Below are 21,955 nucleotides of genomic sequence, written 5' to 3'. Positions count from 1 at the left end.
ACATTTACTAAACCATAACATTAGTAGGTTAAGTTTATGGTAGATTTGGGGCAAAAAAGGCGGAAGAAATTCCGCCTTTTTTATTTTCTATTTTTAAGGAAAAAGAAAATAGGTTACAGAATGAAGAGTATAGACAAAATCAAAGACATAAAAAAAAGACGAGCACTTTAGGCACTCGTCTTTTTTCTATACTCTTTATTCTATTTTCTTCTTACTTGTCTAAAGCAAATCTTCTAGCTACTTCTGTCCAGTTAATTACACTAAAGAAAGCCTCAATATAATCTGGTCTTCTGTTTTGGTAGTTTAAGTAGTAAGCGTGCTCCCAAACATCCATTCCTAAGATTGGAGTTCCACCGTTACCAGCAACTTCCGGCATTAATGGATTGTCTTGATTTGGAGTACCTACAACTTCTAATTTTCCACCTTTTTGCACTGTCAACCAAGCCCATCCTGAACCAAATTGTGTTGCACCAGCTTTAGCGAATTTTGCTTTAAATTCTTCAAATGAACCAAAAGAAGATTCAATTGCAGCTAATAAATCTCCTGTTGGCAACCCGCCTCCGTTTGGAGCCATTACTGTCCAGAATAAGTTGTGGTTGTAAAAACCTCCACCATTGTTACGAACTGCCGCGTTAGATTTATCTAAGTTGATTAAGATATTTTCGATCGTTTTTCCTTCTAAATCTGTTCCTGCAATTGCAGCATTTAGATTTGTTGTGTATGCATTATGATGTTTTGTATGATGGATTTCCATTGTACGCGCATCAATATGTGGTTCTAGTGCATCATATGCATATGGTAACTGTGGTAATTCAAAAGCCATGGTATTAAATTTTTATGGTTTATAATAATTTATTCCAAATTTAGACATTTAACTTTGGAATAGAAAATACTATTTGCTTATAATTCGATTTAAATACTTGATAAATCAATTTTTTTAAGCCTAAATACTTAGAAATCTTTATTTTCCGTTAAAAGTTGTCATGGTATTTTCTAATCCCGCTGTTCCAAAAGTTCTGATAATTTCTGCAGAAATTTCGAAACGTTCCGGCAGTTTTGCTTCTTCTTCGGCGTTCCATTCTCCTAAGACATAATCTACTTGCTGGCCTTTTTTGAATTGATCACTGATTCCGAATCTATAACGGGTATAATTTTGTGTATTTAAAACCAGATTAATATTTTTTAATCCGTTATGACCGCCGTCGCTTCCTTTTGGTTTGATCCTAATAGTTCCAAATGAAAGATTCAAATCATCTGTGATAACCAAAATATTTTCTAATGGAATATTCTCTTTATCCATCCAATATTTTACTGCTTTACCACTTAGATTCATATAAGTGTTTGGTTTTAAAAGAAAAAAGGTTCTTCCTTTAAATTTATATTCTGCAAGAGATCCCAATTTTACGGTCTCAAAAGACAAACCTTCTTTTTTGGCCAAAAAATCCAAAATTTTAAATCCGATATTATGCCTGGTGTTTACGTATTCGGCTCCTATATTTCCTAATCCGACGATTAAATATTTTTTCATATTGTCTATGTTCTCTTCTTTTGCTGTTGATGAAAACAGTTTTGTGATCCATTTTATCATGCTTGCAAAAGTAAGATTAATTAGAGAATGTGGCAATTGGTAAATTAGATAATTTGTTTTAACCGCAAAGAATGGCATGCGGATGACGCGGATCTAAATAGATTTATACGGGGTTTTATTGACCAACACATTTTTTATTCACCTTTTTGTCAGACTGAGCGGAGTTGAAGTCCTGCAAAATGTTTCTGTGTAAATTGTGGAGCTTCGTACCAAGGCTTCGAGTTCACTCAGCATGACATATTTTATACTTACCATTCTTTGAAACTTTGAGCTTTTAAACTTTTTTCTAATAAAAACTAAATTTCTCGATAGCCCTGACAGAAGCGACATCCTTTTTCCTGCTCCTTTAGCAGGAAAAAGATATAGCGGATGGCAGGAACGTCACGTCTTGAAAAAACTATATATTGCTGCTTCCTAAATTTCCAATCATTCAATTGCTATAAGGCTTCGACTTCGCTCAGCCTGACATACTCTACCCTTCTTTGAACCTTTGTTCCTTTGTTCCTTTGTTCCTTTGTTCCTTTGTTCCTTTGTTCCTTTGAAACTTTTAAACAAAAAAAAAGCACCAACCTTTCGATTGATGCTTTTTGTATTGAGTTGAAAAAAATTATTTTTTCTTTCCTTTTGCAGGAGCTTTTGCAGCTTTTGCAGCTTCTTGAGCAGCTTTCATAGCAGCACGAGAGATTCTTACCTGAGCAACAACTGTGTTCTCTGGGTGCATAATTTTGTATTCTGGTTTACCAACTTTAGTAACATATAATTTGTTACCCATTTCAAGTGGTGTAATGTCAGCTTCAACAAAATCAGGAAGATCTTTAGGTAAAGCTTTAACTTTTAATTTACGAGTGTTTAAACGTAAAACACCACCTGCAAGAACACCTTTAGATGTACCAACAACTTTTACAGGAACTTCCATAGTGATTTCTTTGTCATCAAATAATTGGAAGAAATCAATGTGTAAAATTTTGTCTGATACTGGGTGAACTTGGATATCTTGCAAAATTGCATTGAATGATTTTCCTTTTCCAAGCTCAATCACAACTGTGTGTGCGTTTGGAGTGTAAACCAAGTTTTTGAACGCTGCAGCGTCTGCTGAGAAGTGTACTGCTTGATTTCCTCCGTATAACACGCAAGGAACCGCTCCAGCATTACGTAAGGCTTTAGTTGACACTTTGCCCACGCTTTCTCTTTCTGATCCTTTAATTGTAATCGATTTCATTGTAAAAAAATATAGTTATTAAATAAATATTCTTGTTTGTTTAAGCTTTAAGCAATAAGCTCTAGGCTTTTCAAAATGTAAAGCAATGCTTATGCCTTACATAATGAATTTTCCACTAATGGAATTGTTGTGGTGAACCATCTGCATAACCTCAGCAAATAGAGGCGCACAGCTTACCACTCTTATTTTCTTTGATTCTTTCTTTAACGGAATAGAATCTGTTACGATTAATTCTGTTAATTTAGAATTTTCAATTTTCTCGTACGCACCTCCAGATAATATGGCGTGTGTACAAATTGCTCTTACGCTTAGTGCTCCTTTTTCGATCATTAGGTCTGCAGCTTTCGCTAAAGTTCCTCCCGTATCGATCATGTCGTCTACTAAGATTACGTTACGGCCTTTTACTTCACCAATCAGCTCCATAGTATCGATAACGTTGGCTGCTTTTCTTTGTTTGTAACAGATTACTACATCTGATTGTAAAAACTTAGAATAAGCGTATGCTCTTTTTGAACCTCCCATATCTGGAGATGCAATTGTCAGGTTTTCTAATTTTAAACTTTCTACGTATGGTAAAAAGATTGTAGATGCAAATAAATGATCTACTGGTTTTTCAAAGAATCCTTGAATTTGGTCTGCATGCAGATCCATTGTCATAATTCTTGTTGCTCCGGCAGCAGTTAGTAAATTAGCTACCAACTTAGCTCCAATCGGAACTCTTGGCTTGTCTTTTCTATCCTGTCTTGCCCAGCCAAAATAAGGCATTACAGCTGTAATGTGTCTTGCTGATGCACGTTTTGCGGCATCAATCATCAACAACAATTCCATTAGATTATCTGCACTTGGAAAAGTAGAGCACACGATAAAAACGCGCAAACCTCTTATTGATTCTTCGTATGACGGCTGAAATTCTCCATCACTATACGTTGACATCGTTACTTTTCCTAACGGAATCCCGTAGTCTTTTGCAATTTTTTCTGCAAGATAAACACTTTGTGAACACGCAAAAATTTTAGCTTCTGGTTCTAGGTGCGACATTATAATTTGTTGTTTTGTAGTTAGTTGTGTGTGCGTCGTTTTAACGAGCTGCAAATTTATAAAATTTATTGAACACTGAAAGGAAAATTTTAAGTATTTTTATTAGAATTTTTAATTTTATTTTTTACATTTGCACCGTGTTAAAGGAATGAGCACAGAAATGAACTCATTCTATTGCGTTAAAGTATTTGATTTATCATTACTTTTTCGTCTGCTAAGCCCGGATGGCGGAATTGGTAGACGCGCTGGTCTCAAACACCTGTGGGAAACCGTGCCGGTTCGACTCCGGCTCCGGGTACAAAAACCTCTTCTTAACGGAAGAGGTTTTTTTGGTTTTATACGGTATCTTTCACCATATAAGTGATATAAGTTCATTTAATAGTTGATGCCTTTTTACCCAACGTTATATTTACTCATATAACTTATATGGTAAAAACATTAAGCACTCTCACAACTCGCCTCATGCAAAACGGGAAAATTGCACGAATTGGCAATAAAACATAATTGATTTGCTTTTGCATGCAGCTCTAATGCTAATTCTATTTGGTCTGAATTTGCAATTATAACTTTTGGTTTTAAACGAACTTCTGTAAAACAGCCACTTCCGTCTGCATTTACTTCCAACGTCGCTTCGGCATTATCTGAATATTCGAGAACTTCAATTCCGTTTTGAGAACAGACGTATAAATATGACATCATGTGACAGGAAACCAAACTACTCAACAACAAATCTTCGGGATTAAATAATGATGGATCGCCTTTAAAAGCTTTTGCTGCCGAGACTTCTAATATTGGTTTTCCTTCAATTTTAATTTGATGGTTTTTAGTAAATCTTGAAGCTGTTTCTTTTTGATTTTTGTTTGAAGCCCAATTTAGTGCTGCTTTGAATAGATGTTTCATTTTATTTTTTTTGCTCTTGCTAAGGTAAGTTTTATAAGTTGTAATTATTTAATCTCGCAAAGTCGCAGGGGCGCAAAGTTTGATACAACCTTGTCATTTCGACGAAGGAGAAATCTTCACAAGTAACTCCGCAACAATAATTCAACCTTTGTCGAGTTTCTCATGGAGATTTCTCCTTCGTCGAAATGACAAAAAACGAATAAATTCATGTAATTCGGGGCGAAACTTTCAATCATAAAAAAACCTCGAAAGCATTCACTTTCGAGGTTTTTCAGAGAATTAGAACTAACTAAACATTCTAACATAATTTATTTTTGAACTGAAAACTTAAAAGTAGTTTTCGTTTTATAATTTTCTCCCGGGTTTAAAACCGTTGTTGGGAAATTTTTCTGGTTTGGAGAATCCGGATAATGTTCTGTTTCCAGACAAAGTCCCGTTCTGTGAGCGTAGGTTTTTCCGTCGCGTGTTGGCAATGTCCCGTCAAGGAAATTACCCGAATAAAACTGAATTCCAGGCTCGTCTGTTGTCATTTCCAAAACTCTTCCGCTTGCGGCGTGATAGACTTTTGCAATGATGGTTTTTCCTTTTTCAGGGTTGTTCAACACCCAGCAGTGATCGTAACCTTTTCCTCTTTCTAATTGTTCGTTTTTCGCTTCGATGTCTTTTCCAATTAATTTTGATTTTCTGAAATCAAAAGGCGTATTGACAACATCGTCTAATTTCCCTGTCGGAATTAAAGTGGCATCAACCGGAACAATTTTATCTGCATTTAAAGTCAATTCATGATCTAAGATTGTTTTGGTAAAATCTCCAGATAAATTAAAATACGAATGCTGCGTTAAGTTAACCACCGTTTTCTTGTCTGTTGTTGCTTCATACAAAACTTCTAACTGATTATCGTTTGTTAATGTGTAGGTCACAAAAACTTTCAGATTTCCAGGATAACCTTCTTCTTTATCTTTACTTAAATATGATAATTTTAAAGAAGCCGTTTCACCAGATTTTACCTCATCGGCTTTCCAAACCACATTAAAAAATCCTTGCGGTCCACCGTGCAAAGCATTTGGCGCATTGTTTATCGCCAATTGATATTCTTTTTCATCTAAAGTGAATTTTCCTTTTGCAATTCGGTTTCCGTATCTTCCGATTAAAGCTCCGAAGAAAGGATTTTCTTTTTCATATTGAGCCAAAGAATTAAATCCGATAACAACATTTTCAGAAACTCCTTCTTTATTAGGCACTTTCAAATCTGTAATTCTGCCGCCAAAAGTGATGATGTCAACTTCCATCCCTTTTTGGTTTTTCAGTTTATAACTGTCTACTTTTTCGCCTTTAGCAGTTGTTCCATATTCTGATTTTTCGATTGTAACTACCGCTTTTTCATCAGCAGCAACCTTTTCTGTTTCTGCTTTCTTATCGCTTTTACATTGAACAGAAACTGCAGCCAGACTCAAAAGACTTAAACCGAAAACGCAACGTTTTAATACATTCATAAATGATAATTTTTGGTTTGTAAAAAGTTAAATGTTAGATGTGAAATGTTAGATGTGAAATTTAATCATTTTAAAAATGTAAAGATTACCTTTTTAAGTTTTTTCACATTTTACATCTTACAAATTACATTTTACTGCCTTTACAGGCCGTGTTGAAACAAATGATAGTATGCCTCATTTGCATTAATTTTATCTTTAAAGTCTCTTACAGTTGTTTTTTCGTCAATAACCAACAATTCAATTCCGGCAATGTCTGCGAAATCTTCCATGTATTCTGTTGTAAGTGATTGGCTGTAAACCGTGTGGTGCGCCCCGCCTGCCAAAATCCAAGCCGTTGCTGCGATATCAAGGTTTGGTTTACAATCCCATAAAACTCTTGCAACCGGTAATTTTGGCAATTCTGCCATCGGTTTAATAGCTTCCACTTCGTTTACAATTAAGCGGAAACGAGTTCCCATATCTACCAAAGAAACATTGATTGCATCTCCTGCAGGCGAATTAAATACCAAACGTGCAGGATCTTCTTTGCCGCCAATTCCTAACGGATGTACTTCACAAGAAGGTTTTCCGTCTGCAATAGATGGACAAATTTCTAACATGTGAGAACCTAAAACATACGATTTTTGCGGTGTGAAGTGGTACGTATAATCTTCCATAAAAGATGTTCCGCCTTCAAGTCCAATATTCATTACTTTTAAAGCTCTAACCATTGCAGCGGTTTTCCAGTCGCCTTCTCCTCCAAAACCATAGCCATCGGCCATTAATCTTTGTGTTGCGATTCCTGGTAATTGTTTCCAAGCTCCAAGGTTTTCAAATGTATCTGTAAAGGCTCCGAAACCACCTTCTTCAAGGAAAGCTCTTAAACCTAATTCAATTTTTGCTGCTTCAACCAAAGAACTTCGTTGTGCACCGCCTTCTTTTAAAGAATCGGTTAAAGTATAGGATTGTTCGTAAACGGCTAATAAATCGTTTAGTTCTTTTTCTGTTACTTTCTCAATATGTTTGGTTACATCTGAAGAATCGTATCCGTTTACCGAAACTCCAAAACGAATCTGCGCTTCTACTTTATCTCCTTCTGTAACGGCAACTTCACGCATATTGTCTCCAATACGAGCTACTTTTAGGTTTTGAAGTTCGTCCCATCCAAGAACCACTCTAGACCAGATTCCTAATTTTTTCTGAACTCTTTCGTCTTCCCAGTGTCCTACCACTACTTTACGTTTTTTACGCATTCTTGACATGATAAAACCAAATTCACGATCTCCGTGAGCAGATTGGTTTAAGTTCATGAAATCCATATCGATGCTTCCCCACGGAATTTCAGCATTGTATTGTGTATGCAAATGGCATAATGGTTTCTTTAAAATACTCAAACCGCCAATCCACATTTTTGCCGGAGAGAAAGTATGCATCCAGGCAATAATTCCGATACAGTTTTTAGCCGAATTGGCAGCCAAACAAACATCTAATATTTGAGAAGGAGATTTTACCACATCTTTGTAAACCACTTTTACAGGAATACTAGACGAAGCGTCTAATCCTTTTGCAATTATCTGAGAATGCTCTGCTACTTTTCTTAGTGTTTCTTCACCGTATAATTCCTGGCTTCCTACTACAAACCATACTTCTTTTTGAGAAATGTCTATCATTTTGTTATTTTGTTTCAAGTTTTCTTTGTTTCAGGTTTCAGGTTCTGAAATGCGGAAAATCTTATTGTTACGTTATTATTTTTATTTTGTTTTGTTTGTTTCGCGTTCCAAGTTTCACGTTCCAACAACTTGAAACCTGAAACAAAGAAAACCTGAAACAAAACTATCACTGTCCGTAGTACGAATCTTTTCCGTGTTTACGGTTGTAATGTTTCTTTATTAGTGAATCTTTTAATCTTGGTGCGTTTGGATTTATTTGCAAAGTCAGGTATGCCATTTCGGCAACAACTTCTAAAACTTTACTGTTGTAAACCGCTTTTGCTGCGTTTTTTCCCCACGCAAACGGACCGTGATTTCCAATTAAAACCATTTCTACTTCTTCGTAGGAAAGATTTTTTTCTTTGAAACAATCCAAAATCTGAATTCCGGTATTGTGCTCGTAATTTCCTTCGATTAAGTGATCTGCCATTGGCGGTGCACAAGGAATATCTGCCGTTAAATGATCGGCATGTGTAGTTCCAAAAATCGGAATATCCTGTTGCGATTGTGCCCAAGCCACCGAATATGTTGCGTGTGTATGTGCCACTCCTCCAATATTGGGCCAGTTTTTATACAAATATGCATGTGTTTTGGTGTCTGATGACGGACGCATAGTTCCTTCAATAATGTTATTATCAAAATCTACAATTACAATATCTTCCGGTTTTAAATCTTCGTAAGGAACGCCGCTTGGTTTAATGGCAAAAACACCATTTTCTCTGTCAACAGCGCTTACATTTCCAAATGTATAAACCACCAGATTCAATGCGTTTAACTGCATATTGGCTTCGTAACATTCTTGTTTTAAATCTTTATATTGAGAACTCATGCTGCGAAATTTTAAGATTTGGATCTGCAAAAGCACTTAATTGTTCATAAGCTAAAAGCAGTTTATGATACGCTTCTACTTTATCTGTTTGCGGGAAATATTCTCCGTCAAAATCGCTTCCTATTTTCTGACTTGCTTCGATTACGTTTGGATAAATTCCGGCTGCTACAGCTGCATAAATTGCCGCTCCTAAAGCTGGAGTTTGGTCTGAAGCTGCGATTTTAATTGGCTTGTTCAATACGTTAGCCAAAGTCTGCATGATAAAAGGAGATTTTCGGGCAACGCCGCCAATTCCGATTACGCTGTCAATTTTTACCCCTTCTTCTTCAAAGCGGTCTACGATTTTCTTCGCTCCAAAACAAATTGCGTTTACTAAAGCTTTAAAAATATGAGGTGCTTTTGTTCCTAAAGAAAGATTTGAAATCGCGCTTTTTAATTCCTGATTCGCATCTGGAGTTCTTCTTCCGTTGATCCAGTCTAAAGCAATTGGAAGACTTTCTGAAACTGGGATTTTCTCGGCTTCTTTAGTTAATTCCACAATTAATTTATCGCTGAATTCTTCTCTTAATTGTTCTTTTTGAGCATCATTTAAAAGAGATGAAGAATCTAATAAATGTTCTGTCGGCCACATCAATAATTCTTTGTACCAAGCCAACAAATCTCCAAAAGCAGATTGTCCGGCTTCAAGACCAATAAAACCCGGAATTACAGAACCATCAACTTGTCCGCAGATACCGCGAACGGTTTTTGTTCCCACTTCATCATAAGAACCAACCAGAATATCACAGGTTGAAGTTCCCATAACGCGAACTAAAGTATTCTCTTCGATCTTAGCTCCAACAGCTCCAGAATGTGCGTCGAAAGTTCCAACAGCCACAACTGTTTCTGTAGAAAGTCCTAAACGATCTGCCCATTCTTTACTTAAATTTCCTGCAGCTAAATCTGATGTATAGGTTTCATCATATAAATTACCGCGAAGCGAAGCTAAATACGGATGTAATTTTTCTAAAAATTCTACTGGAGGAAGTCCGTTCCAGTCTGCGTGCCACATGGCTTTGTGTCCCGCTGCGCAACGGCTTCTTTTGAAAGTTTTTAAATCTTTATCTTCAATTAATAGATAGGTCATCAAATCGCAGTGTTCCATCCAACTGTGCGCTGCATTTCTTACGGCTTCATCTTCTCTGGCGATGTGCAGGATTTTTGCCCAAAACCATTCTGATGAATAAATTCCTCCTACGTATTTGGTAACGTCTTCTCCGCCCCAGCTTACTGCCAGTTCGTTGATTTCGTTTGCTTCATTTATTGCTGTATGATCTTTCCACAAAACCATCATTGCATTTGGATTTTCTTCAAAACCTTTTGTCAAAGCCAATGGCGTACCGTCTTTGGTAACTGGAACTGGAGATGATCCTGTTGTATCAATGCAAATTCCTTTTATTAATGAAGGATCTACTTTACTTTCTTTTACAACATTTTGAATCGTAATTTCCAATCCTTCGATATGATCCAAAGGATGCTGGCGAAACTGATTTATAGCAGCATCACAATATTGCTTGTTTTTCCATCTTTTGTAATGAGAAACATTCGATGCCAGCTCCTGTCCATTCTCAGCATCTATAAGCACCGCGCGAACAGAATCTGTTCCGTAGTCCAATCCTATTACGTAATTTTTCATTTCTAAATTCATTGGTTAAATATTTGACAAATATAAAGATTATAATTTTATAAGTGTACAAAAAACACTTAATTGAAATTGCATAATTCATTTTTACTAAAAATGCATCAAAACAGCATTTTAGCTTTCAATCAAAAAATAAATGTTATTGATACATTTATAATGCTGCGATTATTTCATGGAAACTTAAACTTCAGTCTTTTTTCTGCCGCTCCCGACAGCGGCAGAACTTTATTATTTGCACCGCAGCGATTTATTTTCCTTCTAAAACTAAAACAGAAAAAGGCGGTATCGTAATTTCTAACTTTCCTTTCTTGTTTTCAAAACCTTTAAAAGCAACAGGAACAATTTTATCTGGATTTTCGAAAGAATTATACTCCTGAAGTTTTGACGCAGTAATTATACTTGCAGTATACTTTTGAGCACCAAGTGATGCGGTATCAATTTCTATTTTGTTTTTATTTACTGCATCAATATTTACTAAGGAAATATGAATCAATCCTTTTTGGTCTTTAGATACGGACATTGAAACTGCCGGAATTGTTTGTCCGTTAAAAATATACAATGGTGATGTAAATTCAATCGGAATCAATTTTGCATCCTGATGAACGCTGTACATTTTCATGACATGATAGGTTGGCGTTGTAATCATTTTGGCTTTGTCTGTTAAAATTACTGCCTGCAGAACATTTACACATTGTGCCAGATTGGCCATTTTAACCCTGTCTGCATGATTGTTAAAAATATTCAGTGTTGCTCCAGCCAAAACCGCATCTCTCATCGTATTCTGCTGGTATAAAAACCCTGGATTTGTTCCTTTCTGAACGTCGTACCAGGCGCCCCATTCGTCAACAATCATGGCCACTTTTTTCTCGGGATCGTATTTGTCCATAACCGCTGCATGTTTTGTAACTAATTCTTCCATTTTTAACGCCGATTGCATCGTCAGGAAATATTCTTTTTCTGTAAAAGCAACATCAGCTCCTTTTTTATTCCAATCAATAACAGCATAATGATGCACGCCAACCCCGCCAAGCATATTTAGCGGAATATTTTTCATTAACGTTTCGGTCCAATTATAATCAGAGCTATTGGCGCCAGAAGCAATTTTTATTAAACCGCCGGTATTGTTCCAATCTGACATAAAGGTGGCAAATTTGCGGTATTCATTAGCATAATAATCGGCTGTCATGTTACCGCCGCATCCCCAGGCTTCATTACCGATTCCCCAATATTTTACTTTCCAAGGTTCTGTTCTGCCGTTTTTCCTGCGCAGATCACTCATCGGACTTTTTCCTCCAAAATTGGTATACTGCATCCAGTCGGCTAATTCCTGAACTGTTCCGCTGCCTACATTTCCAGACAAATACGGTTCTGCACCAAGGAGTTCGCACATGTTTAGAAAATCATGCGTTCCAAAACTATTATCCTCTGTAACGCCGCCCCACCATTGATTTACAATTGTCGGACGATTTTCTTTTGGTCCAATTCCATCTTTCCAATGATAGGTATCGGCAAAACAACCGCCCGGCCATCGTAGGTTCGGAATTTTCAATTCTTTTAAAGCTTTAACAATATCATTTCTAACACCGTTTGTATTGGGGATTTTTGAGGTATCTCCAACAAAAAATCCGCCGTAAATACAGTGTCCTAAATGTTCGGCAAAATGCCCGTAAATGTGTTTGCTGATGGTTGGTGCATCATTGCTATTTTTGATTGCAACTGATGTGACTTGGTTTTGGGCAAATCCAAATTGACTGGAGAATGCAAAAACAAGTGCTAAGAAAAGTGGTTTTTTCATAGTGGTTTATTGTTTAGTAGTTTGTCTTTCTTTGGTGAAGATTTAAAAAGATATGCAGCGTGTATAAGTTGCTTAAATCGATCTGAAAGTGCGCCAAAAAAATGTTTAAGTGTGGTTTAGACATTTGTAAAAGTAGTTAAAAAATTTACTAATAGTCAATTTAACCATAATTAAAAACATATTTCTCAAGAATGTCTTTAAAATAATTAGAAAGCATTATTTAGAAAATCTGTATAAATAAAAAAACTTTGCAGTAAATTTGGGCACTTTTAAGCCAAACAAAATTTTATCCGCACTCCAATAATTACATACAAAAAATACTTATTTCACAACAAAAGGTAATTAAGTGTAAATCCTACATTAATAAATTATGAAACAATTTAGGAAGTTTATATATTTACCAACAAAATATTTTATATGCTAAATAGTTATAGCTCTGCTGATAAGGTTTTACTGGCTGTTGACTGCATCATTTTCGGATTTGATAATGAAGGACTGAAAATACTTTTAATTCAAAGAGATTTTGAACCTGAAAAAGGAAAATGGTCTTTGATTGGAGGTTTTCTAAAACGCGATGAAGTTCTAGATGCCGCAGCAACTAGAATCTTAAATACCTATACTGGTCTTAATGATATCTATATGGAACAGCTGTATGCGTACAGTGAAATTGATCGTGACCCGGTAGAAAGAACTATTTCTGTTTCTTATTTTGCATTAATTAATATCGAAAATCATAATGCTGAATTAATCAAAAATTACCACGCAGAATGGTTTCCTATTAATGATGCGCCCAACTTAATATTTGACCACAACGAAATGGTACAAAACGCCATTAAGAGACTTCGATATAAAACTTCTGTTAAACCAATTGGTTTTGAACTGCTTCCGGAAAAATTTACAATGCGTCAGCTTTTAGAATTGTACGAAGCGATTTTGAGCAAAGAATTGGACAAACGAAACTTTATTAGTAAAATAAACTCGTTAGAAATCTTAATCAAATTAGAAGAAAAAGACATGCAGTCTTCTCGAAAAGGTTCTTATTTATACACTTTTAATAAAGAGAAATACGAAGAAAAATTATTGAATAATTTTGTGCTTAATTTATAATTTTTTCAACACATAGAATCATAGCTTTTTGCCGTGAATTACACGAATTTTGAAAAATTATACAATCAGTATTCGTGTAATTCGCGGCAAAAATTTACAGCGAATTCCTTAATATAAGAGCCGATTTGTTTTCAATCTGTTCTTTTATTCCCTTCAAAACCATATCGGCCAATATTTTTCCCATCAATTCAAAATTGGTAGAAATAGTCGTAATTCCGTTTGCTGCAATTTTTTTCAGCGCCGTTTCATTATAAGACAAAATCCCGAAATCTTCACCTAGTTGTAAGTTCCTGTTTATTCCGTTTTCAATCACCAATAACAAATCTCGATCATTTGGTATAATGTATAAATTACCCAAGGTGATGGATTGACTGCTAAAATCAGTCAGAATTTCGCAATCAAAATTATAATCTTTACAGAACGTCTCAAAACCCAATTTCATTCCGAGCGGTTCTCTAAAACCCGAGAAAATCAAAATCAGTTTTTTGTATTTTGCTAATCGCTTTTTCACTTTCAAAAGTCCTTCATAAATATCTTTCTGATGATTTTGATAAATTGCCGGAAACATTTTTAAGTCCGAATTGGTTTGATCCAGAATAATTACATCATTTACTGGTAGGGTTTTTATAGAATCAACGATATCGTTTAAGTTCGTCGGCATAATTATATATTTGGTATAATTTCCGTGGCTGTCGTTTAATAATTTTTTAAAAACGGGAACATTAAAATGATGAAAGAAAATATCGACCTGAACATTTTTTCCGATGTGTTTTAAAAACGAATTATAAATATCCTCCTTAAAAATATTCAATTCATCAAAAAGTAAAAAAATCTTCTGAGTTATAGTGGTTTCAGTACTTTTAACGTAATAGCCCTTTCCGGGAATGGCATAAATTATTCCTCTTTTCTTCAATTCATCATACGCCAGTAAAACCGTATCACGCGATAAAGTAAATGCCAGACACACTTTATTTACAGAAGGAAGACGGTCGCCTTTTTCCAATTTTCCGTCTTCAATAGCTTTTTCTATTGAGAGAATAATCTGCTTATATTTTGGAAGCCCGATGTTATTTTGAATGGAAATAATATTCATAATAAAGTCAATTTGACCATTAATTTTAAAAACTGGTAGGTACTGGTATGCAAAAATAAGAATTGTTTCTATTTTTGGATTTCATTTTTGGTAAAAATATCATGGAAATAAAACACATATCGCATTTAAAGGACGTACATAATTGCAAATTGTTTGGTTTAATGCCCGACAATCAAGAGATATTTTCATTTGAATTAATCAATAAAAAAGGAATGAAAGTACAGCTTATCAATTATGGAGCGACTGTTACTGCAATCCAGGTACCGTTGACAGACGGAAAACAGGCAGATGTTGTTTTGGGTTTTGATAATCTACAAGCGTATTTAGATTCGTATAGTTTACCTAGTGCTCCTTATTTTGGAACTACAATTGGACGTTATGCAGGACGTATACATAATGGGACTTTTACTTTGAATGGCAAAAAATTTGAACTTGACGGAAATAATAACGGAAACACGCTGCACGGCGGTCCGATGGGATTTGGAAGAAAAGTCTGGAGTGTGAGTAATGCTGCTGTCGAAGAGAATCCATCCATAACTTTTAGTCTTTTGAGTGAAGATTTGGATGAAAATTTTCCGGGCGAAATGCAGGTTGATTTGAAATATACGCTTACAGAAGAAAATGAATTAAAATTAGAATATAAAGCCGTTTCTACTGAAGATACGATTATAAATCTGACTCATCATAGTTATTTTAACCTCAACGGACATGATTCTGATGTTTTAGACCAGCAAATTTTTATCAAATCGGCAAAAATGCTGGAGACTGATTCAAATAATATTCCGACAGGAAATTATACCGATTTAACGAATCATGATTTTGATTTTAGAACGCCAAAAAATTGTCCATTCCCTATTGACAATTCTTTTGTTGTGAATTCTAAAACCGAAATTGTGGCGCAGTTAATCAGTACAAAAAACAAACTGCGTATGAATGTATACACCGATCAGCCAAGCGTGCATATTTATGTAGGCGGGAATTGTTTCGGACAATTAAAAGCAAAAGAAAACATTGATTATCATGCACAAAGCGGTATTTGTTTTGAGACTCAAAATTTTCCAGATGCGCCAAATCAGCCGCATTTTCCTAATTCTGTTTTGAAAAAAGGCGAAACTTATACGCAAAAAACGCTTTATAGATTTGAAAACCTTAACTAACTAGATTCTAAAAAACCACCACCTCAAGAACTTTATAATGAATGACATTTTAATACAAAATACCACTGCTTTTTTTGAGAAATCTTTTGGTTCTGCTCCAGAAAAAACAGTCCTTTCTCCGGGAAGAATCAACATTATCGGGGAACATATTGATTACAATGACGGTTACGTTTTACCAGCTGCTATTGACAAAGTAATTTGTTTTGCTTTTGAAAAAAGCAACTCTAAAACTTCTAAAATAATTGCAATTGATTTAAATGAAGAATTTGAAATCGATTTGACACAGGAAGTAAAATTAAGTGATGTTGTTTGGACCAATTATATTCGAGGTGTAATTAAACAACTGCAGGACAATGGTTTTTCGTTTGAAGGTTTCAATTGTGTTTTCAGCAGCAACATACCAGTAGGTTCTGGATTATCTTCGTCCGCAGCTTTAGAATGCGGGATGATTTTTGGAATCGCTTCGCTCTTTGATTTAAAAATAGAAAAAAAGGACATTTCTTTATTAGGACAAAAAGCAGAGCACTGGGTTGGAATTAACTGCGGCATTATGGACCAGTTTTCTAGCGTTCACGGATTAGAGAATAAAGTAATCAAACTGGATTGCAATACACTGGATTTTGAATATCATAATGCTGATTTCAAAAATTATTCTCTGATTTTATTTGATTCTAATGTGAAACATTCTCTTTTTACTTCTGAATATAATACGAGAAGAATTGAATGTGAAGAAGGTCTTTCTATATTAAAGAATCATTTCCCTGAGATAAAGACTTTTAGAGATGCTTCAGAAGAACAGGTTTTGAATCTTAAAGATAAAATGTCTCCAAAGGTTTTTAGCAGAGTACATTTTGTGGTAAAAGAAATTAATCGTGTCACCAAGGCCTGCGCAGCGCTGGACAATGGTAATATTGAACTTTTGGGCGAGCTGCTTTTTGAAACTCATTATGGCTTATCGCAAGAATATGAAGTAAGCTGCGAAGAGCTGGATATGCTTGTAGACACTTCAAAAACAGATGAGAATATTATAGGTTCTCGCTTAATGGGAGGCGGTTTTGGCGGCTGTACCATTAATTTAGTAAAAAAAGGACATGAAAATGAGGTAAAAAGTAAGTTTTCGAAACTTTATTTAGATACATTTGGAATTGAATTAAAATTCTACGATGTAAAAATCTCGAATGGAACAACTTTACTTTAATACCGCAACAATACAATGAAAAATTTTAACATTAATGAAGATCCGCACAGACGCTTTAATCCCTTAATTAACGAATGGGTTTTAGTTTCTCCGCACCGATCCAAACGCCCTTGGCAGGGACAAAAAGAAGTCTTATCTACTGAAGATTTACCAAAATACGACCCTACCTGTTATTTATGTCCCGGAAATGTGCGTGCCAATGGTGTAAACAATCCTGACTATAAAAATAGTTTTGTTTTCGAAAATGATTTTGCTGCAATGAAACAGGAAGAAATCATGTTTGAAGAAGAAATTAAACATACTTTTTTTAAAGCTGAACCAGAAAGAGGAATTTCGAGAGTGGTTTGTTTTTCTCCAAGACACGATCTTACCTTACCAGAAATGGATATTGAGGCGATTGAAACTATAATTAAAACTTGGCAGAAAGAATATACAGAGCTTGGAAGCATAAAATATATTAACCACGTTCAGATTTTTGAAAATAAAGGAAGTGTAATGGGTTGCAGTAATCCGCATCCGCACGGACAGATTTGGGCACAGTCTTCTCTTCCTACCCAAGTAGAAAAAACCCAAAACAGCCTGAAATCGTATTACGATAAAAATAAAACAACACTGCTGGAAGATTATCTAAAAGCAGAATTAAAAGTAGGAAGCCGTATTGTAATCGAAAATAATCATTTTGCAGCATTGGTTCCGTTTTGGGCAATCTGGCCATATGAAACGATGATTATAAGCAAAAGAGCTGTAAATAAAATCACTGATTTTACCGCTGAAGAGGTTAATGCTTATGCTAAAATCTTAAAGCAGTTAACTATTAAATACGATAATTTATTCAGCACCTCATTTCCTTATTCGTCAGGAATTCATCAATCTCCAACCGACGGTTTAGAACATCCGGAATGGCATTTTCATATGCATTTTTATCCGCCATTGCTGCGTTCTGCAACAGTAAAGAAATTTATGGTAGGATATGAAATGCTTGGTGAGTCGCAAAGAGATATTACACCAGAGAAAAGTGCTGAGGTTTTAAGAGAGCTGCCAGAAACCCATTATAAAGACGAAGTGAGATTGTCATAAATAATCTTTGAATGAAAAAAAGTAAAATTTAACACAATAAGCTGTCTATAAATGTAAAAAACACATTTGTGAGTAACCTATTTATAATTTTTTATTTTACATTTGGCTTTTATTCATTTTTCATAAAAAAACAACAAAAATAAAACACATATCCTATTTTTAATCGATACAAAATAATATAACGACAAGCTTAAAACCAAATAAACAAATTACCCTTATATAAATTAAAATACTACTAACAATGAACCAAAACCTCGCTTTCGCAGATTATGCGGTTTTTATTATCTATTTTATCGTAGTCTCGGTCTACGGTTACACCGTTTATCGTAAACGTAAACAAGACGAACAAGATGCTAAAGCTTACTTTTTGGCTGAAGGAAATTTAACTTGGTGGGCAATTGGAGCTTCTTTAATTGCTTCTAATATCTCTGCAGAACAATTCATCGGAATGAGCGGTGAAGGTTTCTTTTTAGGAATCGCTGTTGCTGCTTACGAGTGGCTTGCTGCCGTTGCCTTGATTATTGTGGCTGTATGGTTTATACCTGTATATCTTAAAAACAAGATCTACACCATGCCTCAATTCTTAAAAACACGTTACAACGAATCTACTGCTTTGATTATGGCGGTTTTCTGGTTGTTCTTGTATGTTTTTGTAAACTTAACTTCGATCTTATATTTAGGAGCTGTTGCCATTAATGGTCTTGCTGGCGGAGAATATCTGCACGTAATCATGGTTGGATTGGCAGTTTTTGCATTGTTTATTTCTCTTGGAGGAATGAAAGTTGTGGCTTACACAGACGTTATTCAGGTTGCGGTTTTAATTATCGGAGGTTTGGTAACTTCTTATATTGCCTTAACAACAGTTGCGGAATCTTTTGGCGTTGGTCAAAATGCAATTGCAGGATTTAAAGTTTTAATGAGAGAAGCACCGGAACATTTCAAAATGATTATTCCAAAGCCAACTGCTACTTCTTCTCAATTAGAAATCGACAAATATTTGACTTTCCCTGGTTTGATGTCGTACCTTGCTGGTATCTGGATCATCAACTTAAATTATTGGGGATGTAACCAATACATTACACAAAGAGCACTTGGAGCAGATTTACAAACAGCTCGTACAGGAATTTTATTTGCTGGTATGCTGAAATTATTAATGCCGCTTATCGTAATGCTTCCTGGAATTGCTGCTTATGTTTTATACACAAACGGAGATTTACCTCAACTAGTTGGAGGAAAAGATGGCGCTTATTCTGCTGTATTGACTTTCTTGCCAACAGGATTAAAAGGACTTTCTGTTGCGGCTTTAACGGCTGCTATCGTAGCTTCTTTGGCTGGAAAAGTAAACAGTATCTCTACAATCTACACCTTAGATATTCATAAAAAATACATCCAGAAAGATGCTGGCGAAAAACAACAGGTAAATATTGGCCGTCTTGCCGTTTTTGCTGCAATGCTTTTAGCGGTTTTATTTACATGGAATGACATTTTAGGAATCGGTGGTGTTGGTGGATTTACTTATATTCAGAAATACACAGGTTTCATCAGCCCAGGAGTTTTTGCTATGTTCTTCTTAGGTATGTTCTGGAAAAGAACTACCGGATCTGCAGCTATCGTAGGGGTAATTTTAGGATTTGTATTATCTGTTTTATTCAACGAATACGCACCTGCTTTATTTGGACCTGATACACTTTTATACACAGCATACCCTAACGGAAAAGGAGCTTACGAAATTCCGTTCCACATCTGTATGGGATTATCATTCTTCTTCACAATGCTTGTGATGATCTTGATGAGTTTTGCTGGACCAAAAGTAAACCCTAAAGCATTCGAGACTGAGCCTGGAATGTTTAAAGTTAAACCGCAGACAACGGTCTTAATCGTAATCACGATGCTGATCATTATTGCGCTTTATGTTAAGTTCTGGTAATAAATATCAGTTCTAATTCTCTCTATTTTTACAGCTGTTGTTTGTCATGAACAACAGCTGTAAATTTTTAAAGAGTAATTGTTGAGATTTTTTTGCCGCGAATTTCACGAATTACTCAAATTTCAAAATACTTATAAAAAATAAATTGGTGAAATTCGTACCAACATATTTACTCTCACAGATTTTTTTAAATCATTTTAATACTTTAATCTGTGGCAAAAAAATTAAGTTTACAACCTAAACAGAATTTCAAATCATAATAAAATACAAATCATGCAGTTATCATTAACCCAAAAAATCATTATTGTTACTGGAGGCGCAAAAGGAATCGGTTTAGGAATCGTTAAAGTTCTTGCCGAAGAAAATGCTATTCCGTTTATCGTAGGACGTAACGAAAATGACAACATCAAAGCCGTAGAAGAATTAAAAGCCATTGGAAAAGAAGCGCATCAAGTTGCTGCCGATCTTACCAAACCCGAAGACTGCAAAAAAGCTGTTGAAGCCGTAATCGCAAAGTTTGGCAGAATTGACGGACTTGTAAACAATGCCGGAGTTAATGACGGCGTTGGATTAGAAAACGGAAATTATGAGGATTTCGCTGCTTCCCTGCACAAAAATTTAGTGCATTATTATTTGATGGCGCAGCATGCACTTCCGTACTTAAAAGAATCAAAAGGTGCGATTGTAAACATTGGTTCTAAAACTGCTGAAACAGGTCAAGGCGGCACTTCGGCTTACGCTGCTTCAAACGGAGGAAGAAATGCCTTAACAAGAGAATGGGCGGTAGAATTACTGAAATACAGCATTCGTGTAAACGCTGTTATTGTAGCAGAATGTTACACTCCGCTTTACGAAACATGGATTAATACTTTTGAAAATAAAGAAGAAAAACTAGCCGCAATTACAAAAAATATCCCGTTAGAAAACAGAATGACAACCGTTGAGGAAATTGCGAATATGGTTGTTTTCTTATTGTCTGAAAAATCAAGCCATACGACTGGACAGATTATTTATGTTGACGGTGGTTATACGCATTTGGATCGTTCTATTTAAAAAGTTTTTTGCCACGAATTACACTAATCAACTCGAATTTTTATTTAAAAAATTAAATCTTGAGAATTGTAATTTGTGGCTATATTTTTTATTTCACGCAGATGTTGCAAATTTGAACTTACTCTTTTTTTAAATTCTTTTTAAACTTGGTTAAGTTATTTTTATTTGCTTCTAATATATCTTTTTTAGATTCTGCTTCAATTTCATTCGCAGTTAGATTTTCAGCATTAATATAAGTGGTTGAATCTAATTTTTTAATGGATTTAATTATATCTACTTTTTCGAATTTTTCACGTTGCTCAATTGCAATATTTCTTAACAATTCAAATCTTTTATCTTTTGGAGTGCCTAGCTTTATCATTTCCGAATTTAAAGTTTCCAGATTTGACATTATCAATAAATCTGTAATACTGGAAAAATCACGCATGTTTTTTTCTCCTAATTCACAATTAGAATTGGCTTCCTTCCATTCTTTTGCTGTGTAGCCATACAATGCCACATTAAGCAAATCTGCTTCGTTTGCATATTCGATACCTTGTTTATCAAATGGCAGACTGCTTTTTGGTATAATATGTTTTTGAACAGCGTCTGTTTGAAGCACATAATTAACTTTTGCCATTAACCTTCTAACATCCCATTCTAAATTGTAAGTATTGGATTCGATATCTTTTAGTCTTTGGTATTCCCTTACAATATAAAGTTGAAATACGGGACTGATCCACATACCAAAATGAAAAGCAATGTCTTTATGTGCATATGTACCACCGCCAGAACCAGCTTTAGAAATAATTCCTTTGGCACTCGTAGCTTCCACCCACTTTTTAGGAGTCATATTAAATGTATTCAATCCTGCTTCTTTTTTAAAGGTGTCGAATTCGACACCTTTAAAATTTTGGTTATAAATACTTTCCCACGTACCTAAATACTCGATAGTATTTCTATTCCTCATCCAATTCCTTATGTGGTCACTTCCCTGCTCATTTTTTATCATTTCTGTCAAAGAAATATAATCTTCATTTCCCACTTTTATAATAGAAATCTTTTTTCCCTCGACATTTATTACCCTTTTGATCATTTCATTAATTCTTTAGTGCAGTACAGATTATTATTAA

At 35.1% G+C, this 21,955-nt stretch carries 18 protein-coding genes and 1 tRNA gene; 7 read left to right on the top strand and 12 right to left on the bottom strand.

Features of this window, described 5'->3' with window-relative positions:
- Positions 1-211 precede the first annotated feature (211 nt).
- The 4 genes from C4F50_RS08315 to C4F50_RS08300 all read right to left on the bottom strand — a co-directional run bounded on the left by C4F50_RS08315 (position 212) and on the right by C4F50_RS08300 (position 3,845).
- The gene (locus C4F50_RS08315) at positions 212-823 is read right to left on the bottom strand and encodes a superoxide dismutase (protein ID WP_193845983.1); all 612 of its coding nucleotides are present in this window, start codon (positions 821-823) and stop codon (positions 212-214) included.
- A 138-nt stretch (positions 824-961) separates the two neighbouring features.
- Positions 962-1,588: an aminoacyl-tRNA hydrolase gene (pth, locus tag C4F50_RS08310; protein WP_193845982.1), complete on the bottom strand. Its 627-nt coding sequence runs from the start codon at positions 1,586-1,588 to the stop codon at positions 962-964.
- Between the two features lie 607 nt (positions 1,589-2,195).
- Positions 2,196-2,807, bottom strand: coding sequence for a 50S ribosomal protein L25/general stress protein Ctc (locus C4F50_RS08305; protein ID WP_193845981.1), 612 nt, complete (start codon positions 2,805-2,807; stop codon positions 2,196-2,198).
- Positions 2,808-2,903: 96 nt separating this feature from the next.
- Positions 2,904-3,845, bottom strand: coding sequence for a ribose-phosphate pyrophosphokinase (locus tag C4F50_RS08300; RefSeq protein ID WP_193845980.1), 942 nt, complete (start codon positions 3,843-3,845; stop codon positions 2,904-2,906).
- Positions 3,846-4,063: 218 nt separating this feature from the next.
- Here C4F50_RS08300 and C4F50_RS08295 point away from each other — a divergent pair.
- Positions 4,064-4,143, top strand: a tRNA-Leu gene (locus C4F50_RS08295).
- Positions 4,144-4,283: 140 nt separating this feature from the next.
- Here C4F50_RS08295 and C4F50_RS08290 read toward each other — a convergent pair.
- From C4F50_RS08290 to C4F50_RS08265, 6 genes are all read right to left on the bottom strand, one after another.
- Positions 4,284-4,745, bottom strand: coding sequence for an OsmC family protein (locus C4F50_RS08290; protein ID WP_193845979.1), 462 nt, complete (start codon positions 4,743-4,745; stop codon positions 4,284-4,286).
- 308 nt (positions 4,746-5,053) lie between these two features.
- Complete coding sequence (locus C4F50_RS08285; protein WP_193845978.1) at positions 5,054-6,238, bottom strand: aldose epimerase family protein; 1,185 nt, start codon at positions 6,236-6,238, stop codon at positions 5,054-5,056.
- A 140-nt stretch (positions 6,239-6,378) separates the two neighbouring features.
- A complete protein-coding gene (araA, locus tag C4F50_RS08280; protein ID WP_057115567.1) occupies positions 6,379-7,887 on the bottom strand; it encodes an L-arabinose isomerase in 1,509 nt (502 codons plus the stop codon).
- Between the two features lie 166 nt (positions 7,888-8,053).
- Positions 8,054-8,755: an L-ribulose-5-phosphate 4-epimerase gene (locus tag C4F50_RS08275; protein ID WP_193845977.1), complete on the bottom strand. Its 702-nt coding sequence runs from the start codon at positions 8,753-8,755 to the stop codon at positions 8,054-8,056.
- Entirely contained in the window at positions 8,739-10,430 is a 1,692-nt protein-coding gene (locus C4F50_RS08270; protein ID WP_194139134.1) for a ribulokinase, read from the bottom strand. Before C4F50_RS08270 ends, C4F50_RS08275 begins: the two co-directional genes overlap by 17 nt.
- A gap of 253 nt (positions 10,431-10,683) precedes the next feature.
- Positions 10,684-12,231 (bottom strand): alpha-N-arabinofuranosidase, encoded by a 1,548-nt coding sequence (locus C4F50_RS08265; protein ID WP_193845976.1) that lies wholly within the window; start codon positions 12,229-12,231, stop codon positions 10,684-10,686.
- A gap of 417 nt (positions 12,232-12,648) precedes the next feature.
- On the opposite strand from C4F50_RS08265, the gene C4F50_RS08260 reads away from it, so the two are divergent.
- Positions 12,649-13,338, top strand: coding sequence for an NUDIX hydrolase (locus C4F50_RS08260; RefSeq protein ID WP_193845975.1), 690 nt, complete (start codon positions 12,649-12,651; stop codon positions 13,336-13,338).
- Positions 13,339-13,432: 94 nt separating this feature from the next.
- Here C4F50_RS08260 and C4F50_RS08255 read toward each other — a convergent pair whose 3' ends face one another.
- Positions 13,433-14,431, bottom strand: a complete 999-nt coding sequence (locus C4F50_RS08255; protein WP_193845974.1) for a GntR family transcriptional regulator — start codon at positions 14,429-14,431, stop codon at positions 13,433-13,435.
- A gap of 101 nt (positions 14,432-14,532) precedes the next feature.
- Between C4F50_RS08255 and C4F50_RS08250 the strand changes: the two genes are divergently transcribed.
- The 5 genes from C4F50_RS08250 to C4F50_RS08230 all read left to right on the top strand — a co-directional run bounded on the left by C4F50_RS08250 (position 14,533) and on the right by C4F50_RS08230 (position 20,843).
- Positions 14,533-15,588 (top strand): aldose epimerase family protein, encoded by a 1,056-nt coding sequence (locus C4F50_RS08250; RefSeq protein ID WP_193845973.1) that lies wholly within the window; start codon positions 14,533-14,535, stop codon positions 15,586-15,588.
- A 37-nt stretch (positions 15,589-15,625) separates the two neighbouring features.
- Positions 15,626-16,786, top strand: a complete 1,161-nt coding sequence (gene galK / locus C4F50_RS08245) for a galactokinase (protein WP_193845972.1) — start codon at positions 15,626-15,628, stop codon at positions 16,784-16,786.
- Positions 16,787-16,801: 15 nt separating this feature from the next.
- Positions 16,802-17,863, top strand: a complete 1,062-nt coding sequence (locus tag C4F50_RS08240; RefSeq protein WP_193845971.1) for a UDP-glucose--hexose-1-phosphate uridylyltransferase — start codon at positions 16,802-16,804, stop codon at positions 17,861-17,863.
- Between the two features lie 241 nt (positions 17,864-18,104).
- Positions 18,105-19,790: a sodium/sugar symporter gene (locus C4F50_RS08235; protein WP_193845970.1), complete on the top strand. Its 1,686-nt coding sequence runs from the start codon at positions 18,105-18,107 to the stop codon at positions 19,788-19,790.
- 273 nt (positions 19,791-20,063) lie between these two features.
- Entirely contained in the window at positions 20,064-20,843 is a 780-nt protein-coding gene (locus C4F50_RS08230; RefSeq protein ID WP_193845969.1) for an L-fucose dehydrogenase, read from the top strand.
- A gap of 118 nt (positions 20,844-20,961) precedes the next feature.
- On the opposite strand, the gene C4F50_RS08225 is transcribed toward C4F50_RS08230, so the two are convergent.
- On the bottom strand, positions 20,962-21,918 hold the full coding sequence (locus tag C4F50_RS08225) for a KilA-N domain-containing protein (RefSeq protein WP_193845968.1): 957 nt from the start codon (positions 21,916-21,918) through the stop codon (positions 20,962-20,964).
- Positions 21,919-21,955 lie beyond the last annotated feature (37 nt).

This window comes from Flavobacterium hungaricum, from assembly GCF_015182285.1.
Taxonomy (GTDB): Bacteria; Bacteroidota; Bacteroidia; order Flavobacteriales; family Flavobacteriaceae; genus Flavobacterium; species Flavobacterium hungaricum.
This window is presented reverse-complemented; position numbering and strand designations above follow the sequence as displayed.

Coding starts and splice junctions, on each gene's coding strand:
- C4F50_RS08315 (WP_193845983.1), bottom strand. CDS start 823: ATGGCTTTTGAATTACCACAGTTACCATATGCATATGATGCACTAGAA.
- pth (WP_193845982.1), bottom strand. CDS start 1,588: ATGATAAAATGGATCACAAAACTGTTTTCATCAACAGCAAAAGAAGAG.
- C4F50_RS08305 (WP_193845981.1), bottom strand. CDS start 2,807: ATGAAATCGATTACAATTAAAGGATCAGAAAGAGAAAGCGTGGGCAAA.
- C4F50_RS08300 (WP_193845980.1), bottom strand. CDS start 3,845: ATGTCGCACCTAGAACCAGAAGCTAAAATTTTTGCGTGTTCACAAAGT.
- C4F50_RS08290 (WP_193845979.1), bottom strand. CDS start 4,745: ATGAAACATCTATTCAAAGCAGCACTAAATTGGGCTTCAAACAAAAAT.
- C4F50_RS08285 (WP_193845978.1), bottom strand. CDS start 6,238: ATGAATGTATTAAAACGTTGCGTTTTCGGTTTAAGTCTTTTGAGTCTG.
- araA (WP_057115567.1), bottom strand. CDS start 7,887: ATGATAGACATTTCTCAAAAAGAAGTATGGTTTGTAGTAGGAAGCCAG.
- C4F50_RS08275 (WP_193845977.1), bottom strand. CDS start 8,755: ATGAGTTCTCAATATAAAGATTTAAAACAAGAATGTTACGAAGCCAAT.
- C4F50_RS08270 (WP_194139134.1), bottom strand. CDS start 10,430: ATGAAAAATTACGTAATAGGATTGGACTACGGAACAGATTCTGTTCGC.
- C4F50_RS08265 (WP_193845976.1), bottom strand. CDS start 12,231: ATGAAAAAACCACTTTTCTTAGCACTTGTTTTTGCATTCTCCAGTCAA.
- C4F50_RS08260 (WP_193845975.1), top strand. CDS start 12,649: ATGCTAAATAGTTATAGCTCTGCTGATAAGGTTTTACTGGCTGTTGAC.
- C4F50_RS08255 (WP_193845974.1), bottom strand. CDS start 14,431: ATGAATATTATTTCCATTCAAAATAACATCGGGCTTCCAAAATATAAG.
- C4F50_RS08250 (WP_193845973.1), top strand. CDS start 14,533: ATGGAAATAAAACACATATCGCATTTAAAGGACGTACATAATTGCAAA.
- galK (WP_193845972.1), top strand. CDS start 15,626: ATGAATGACATTTTAATACAAAATACCACTGCTTTTTTTGAGAAATCT.
- C4F50_RS08240 (WP_193845971.1), top strand. CDS start 16,802: ATGAAAAATTTTAACATTAATGAAGATCCGCACAGACGCTTTAATCCC.
- C4F50_RS08235 (WP_193845970.1), top strand. CDS start 18,105: ATGAACCAAAACCTCGCTTTCGCAGATTATGCGGTTTTTATTATCTAT.
- C4F50_RS08230 (WP_193845969.1), top strand. CDS start 20,064: ATGCAGTTATCATTAACCCAAAAAATCATTATTGTTACTGGAGGCGCA.
- C4F50_RS08225 (WP_193845968.1), bottom strand. CDS start 21,918: ATGATCAAAAGGGTAATAAATGTCGAGGGAAAAAAGATTTCTATTATA.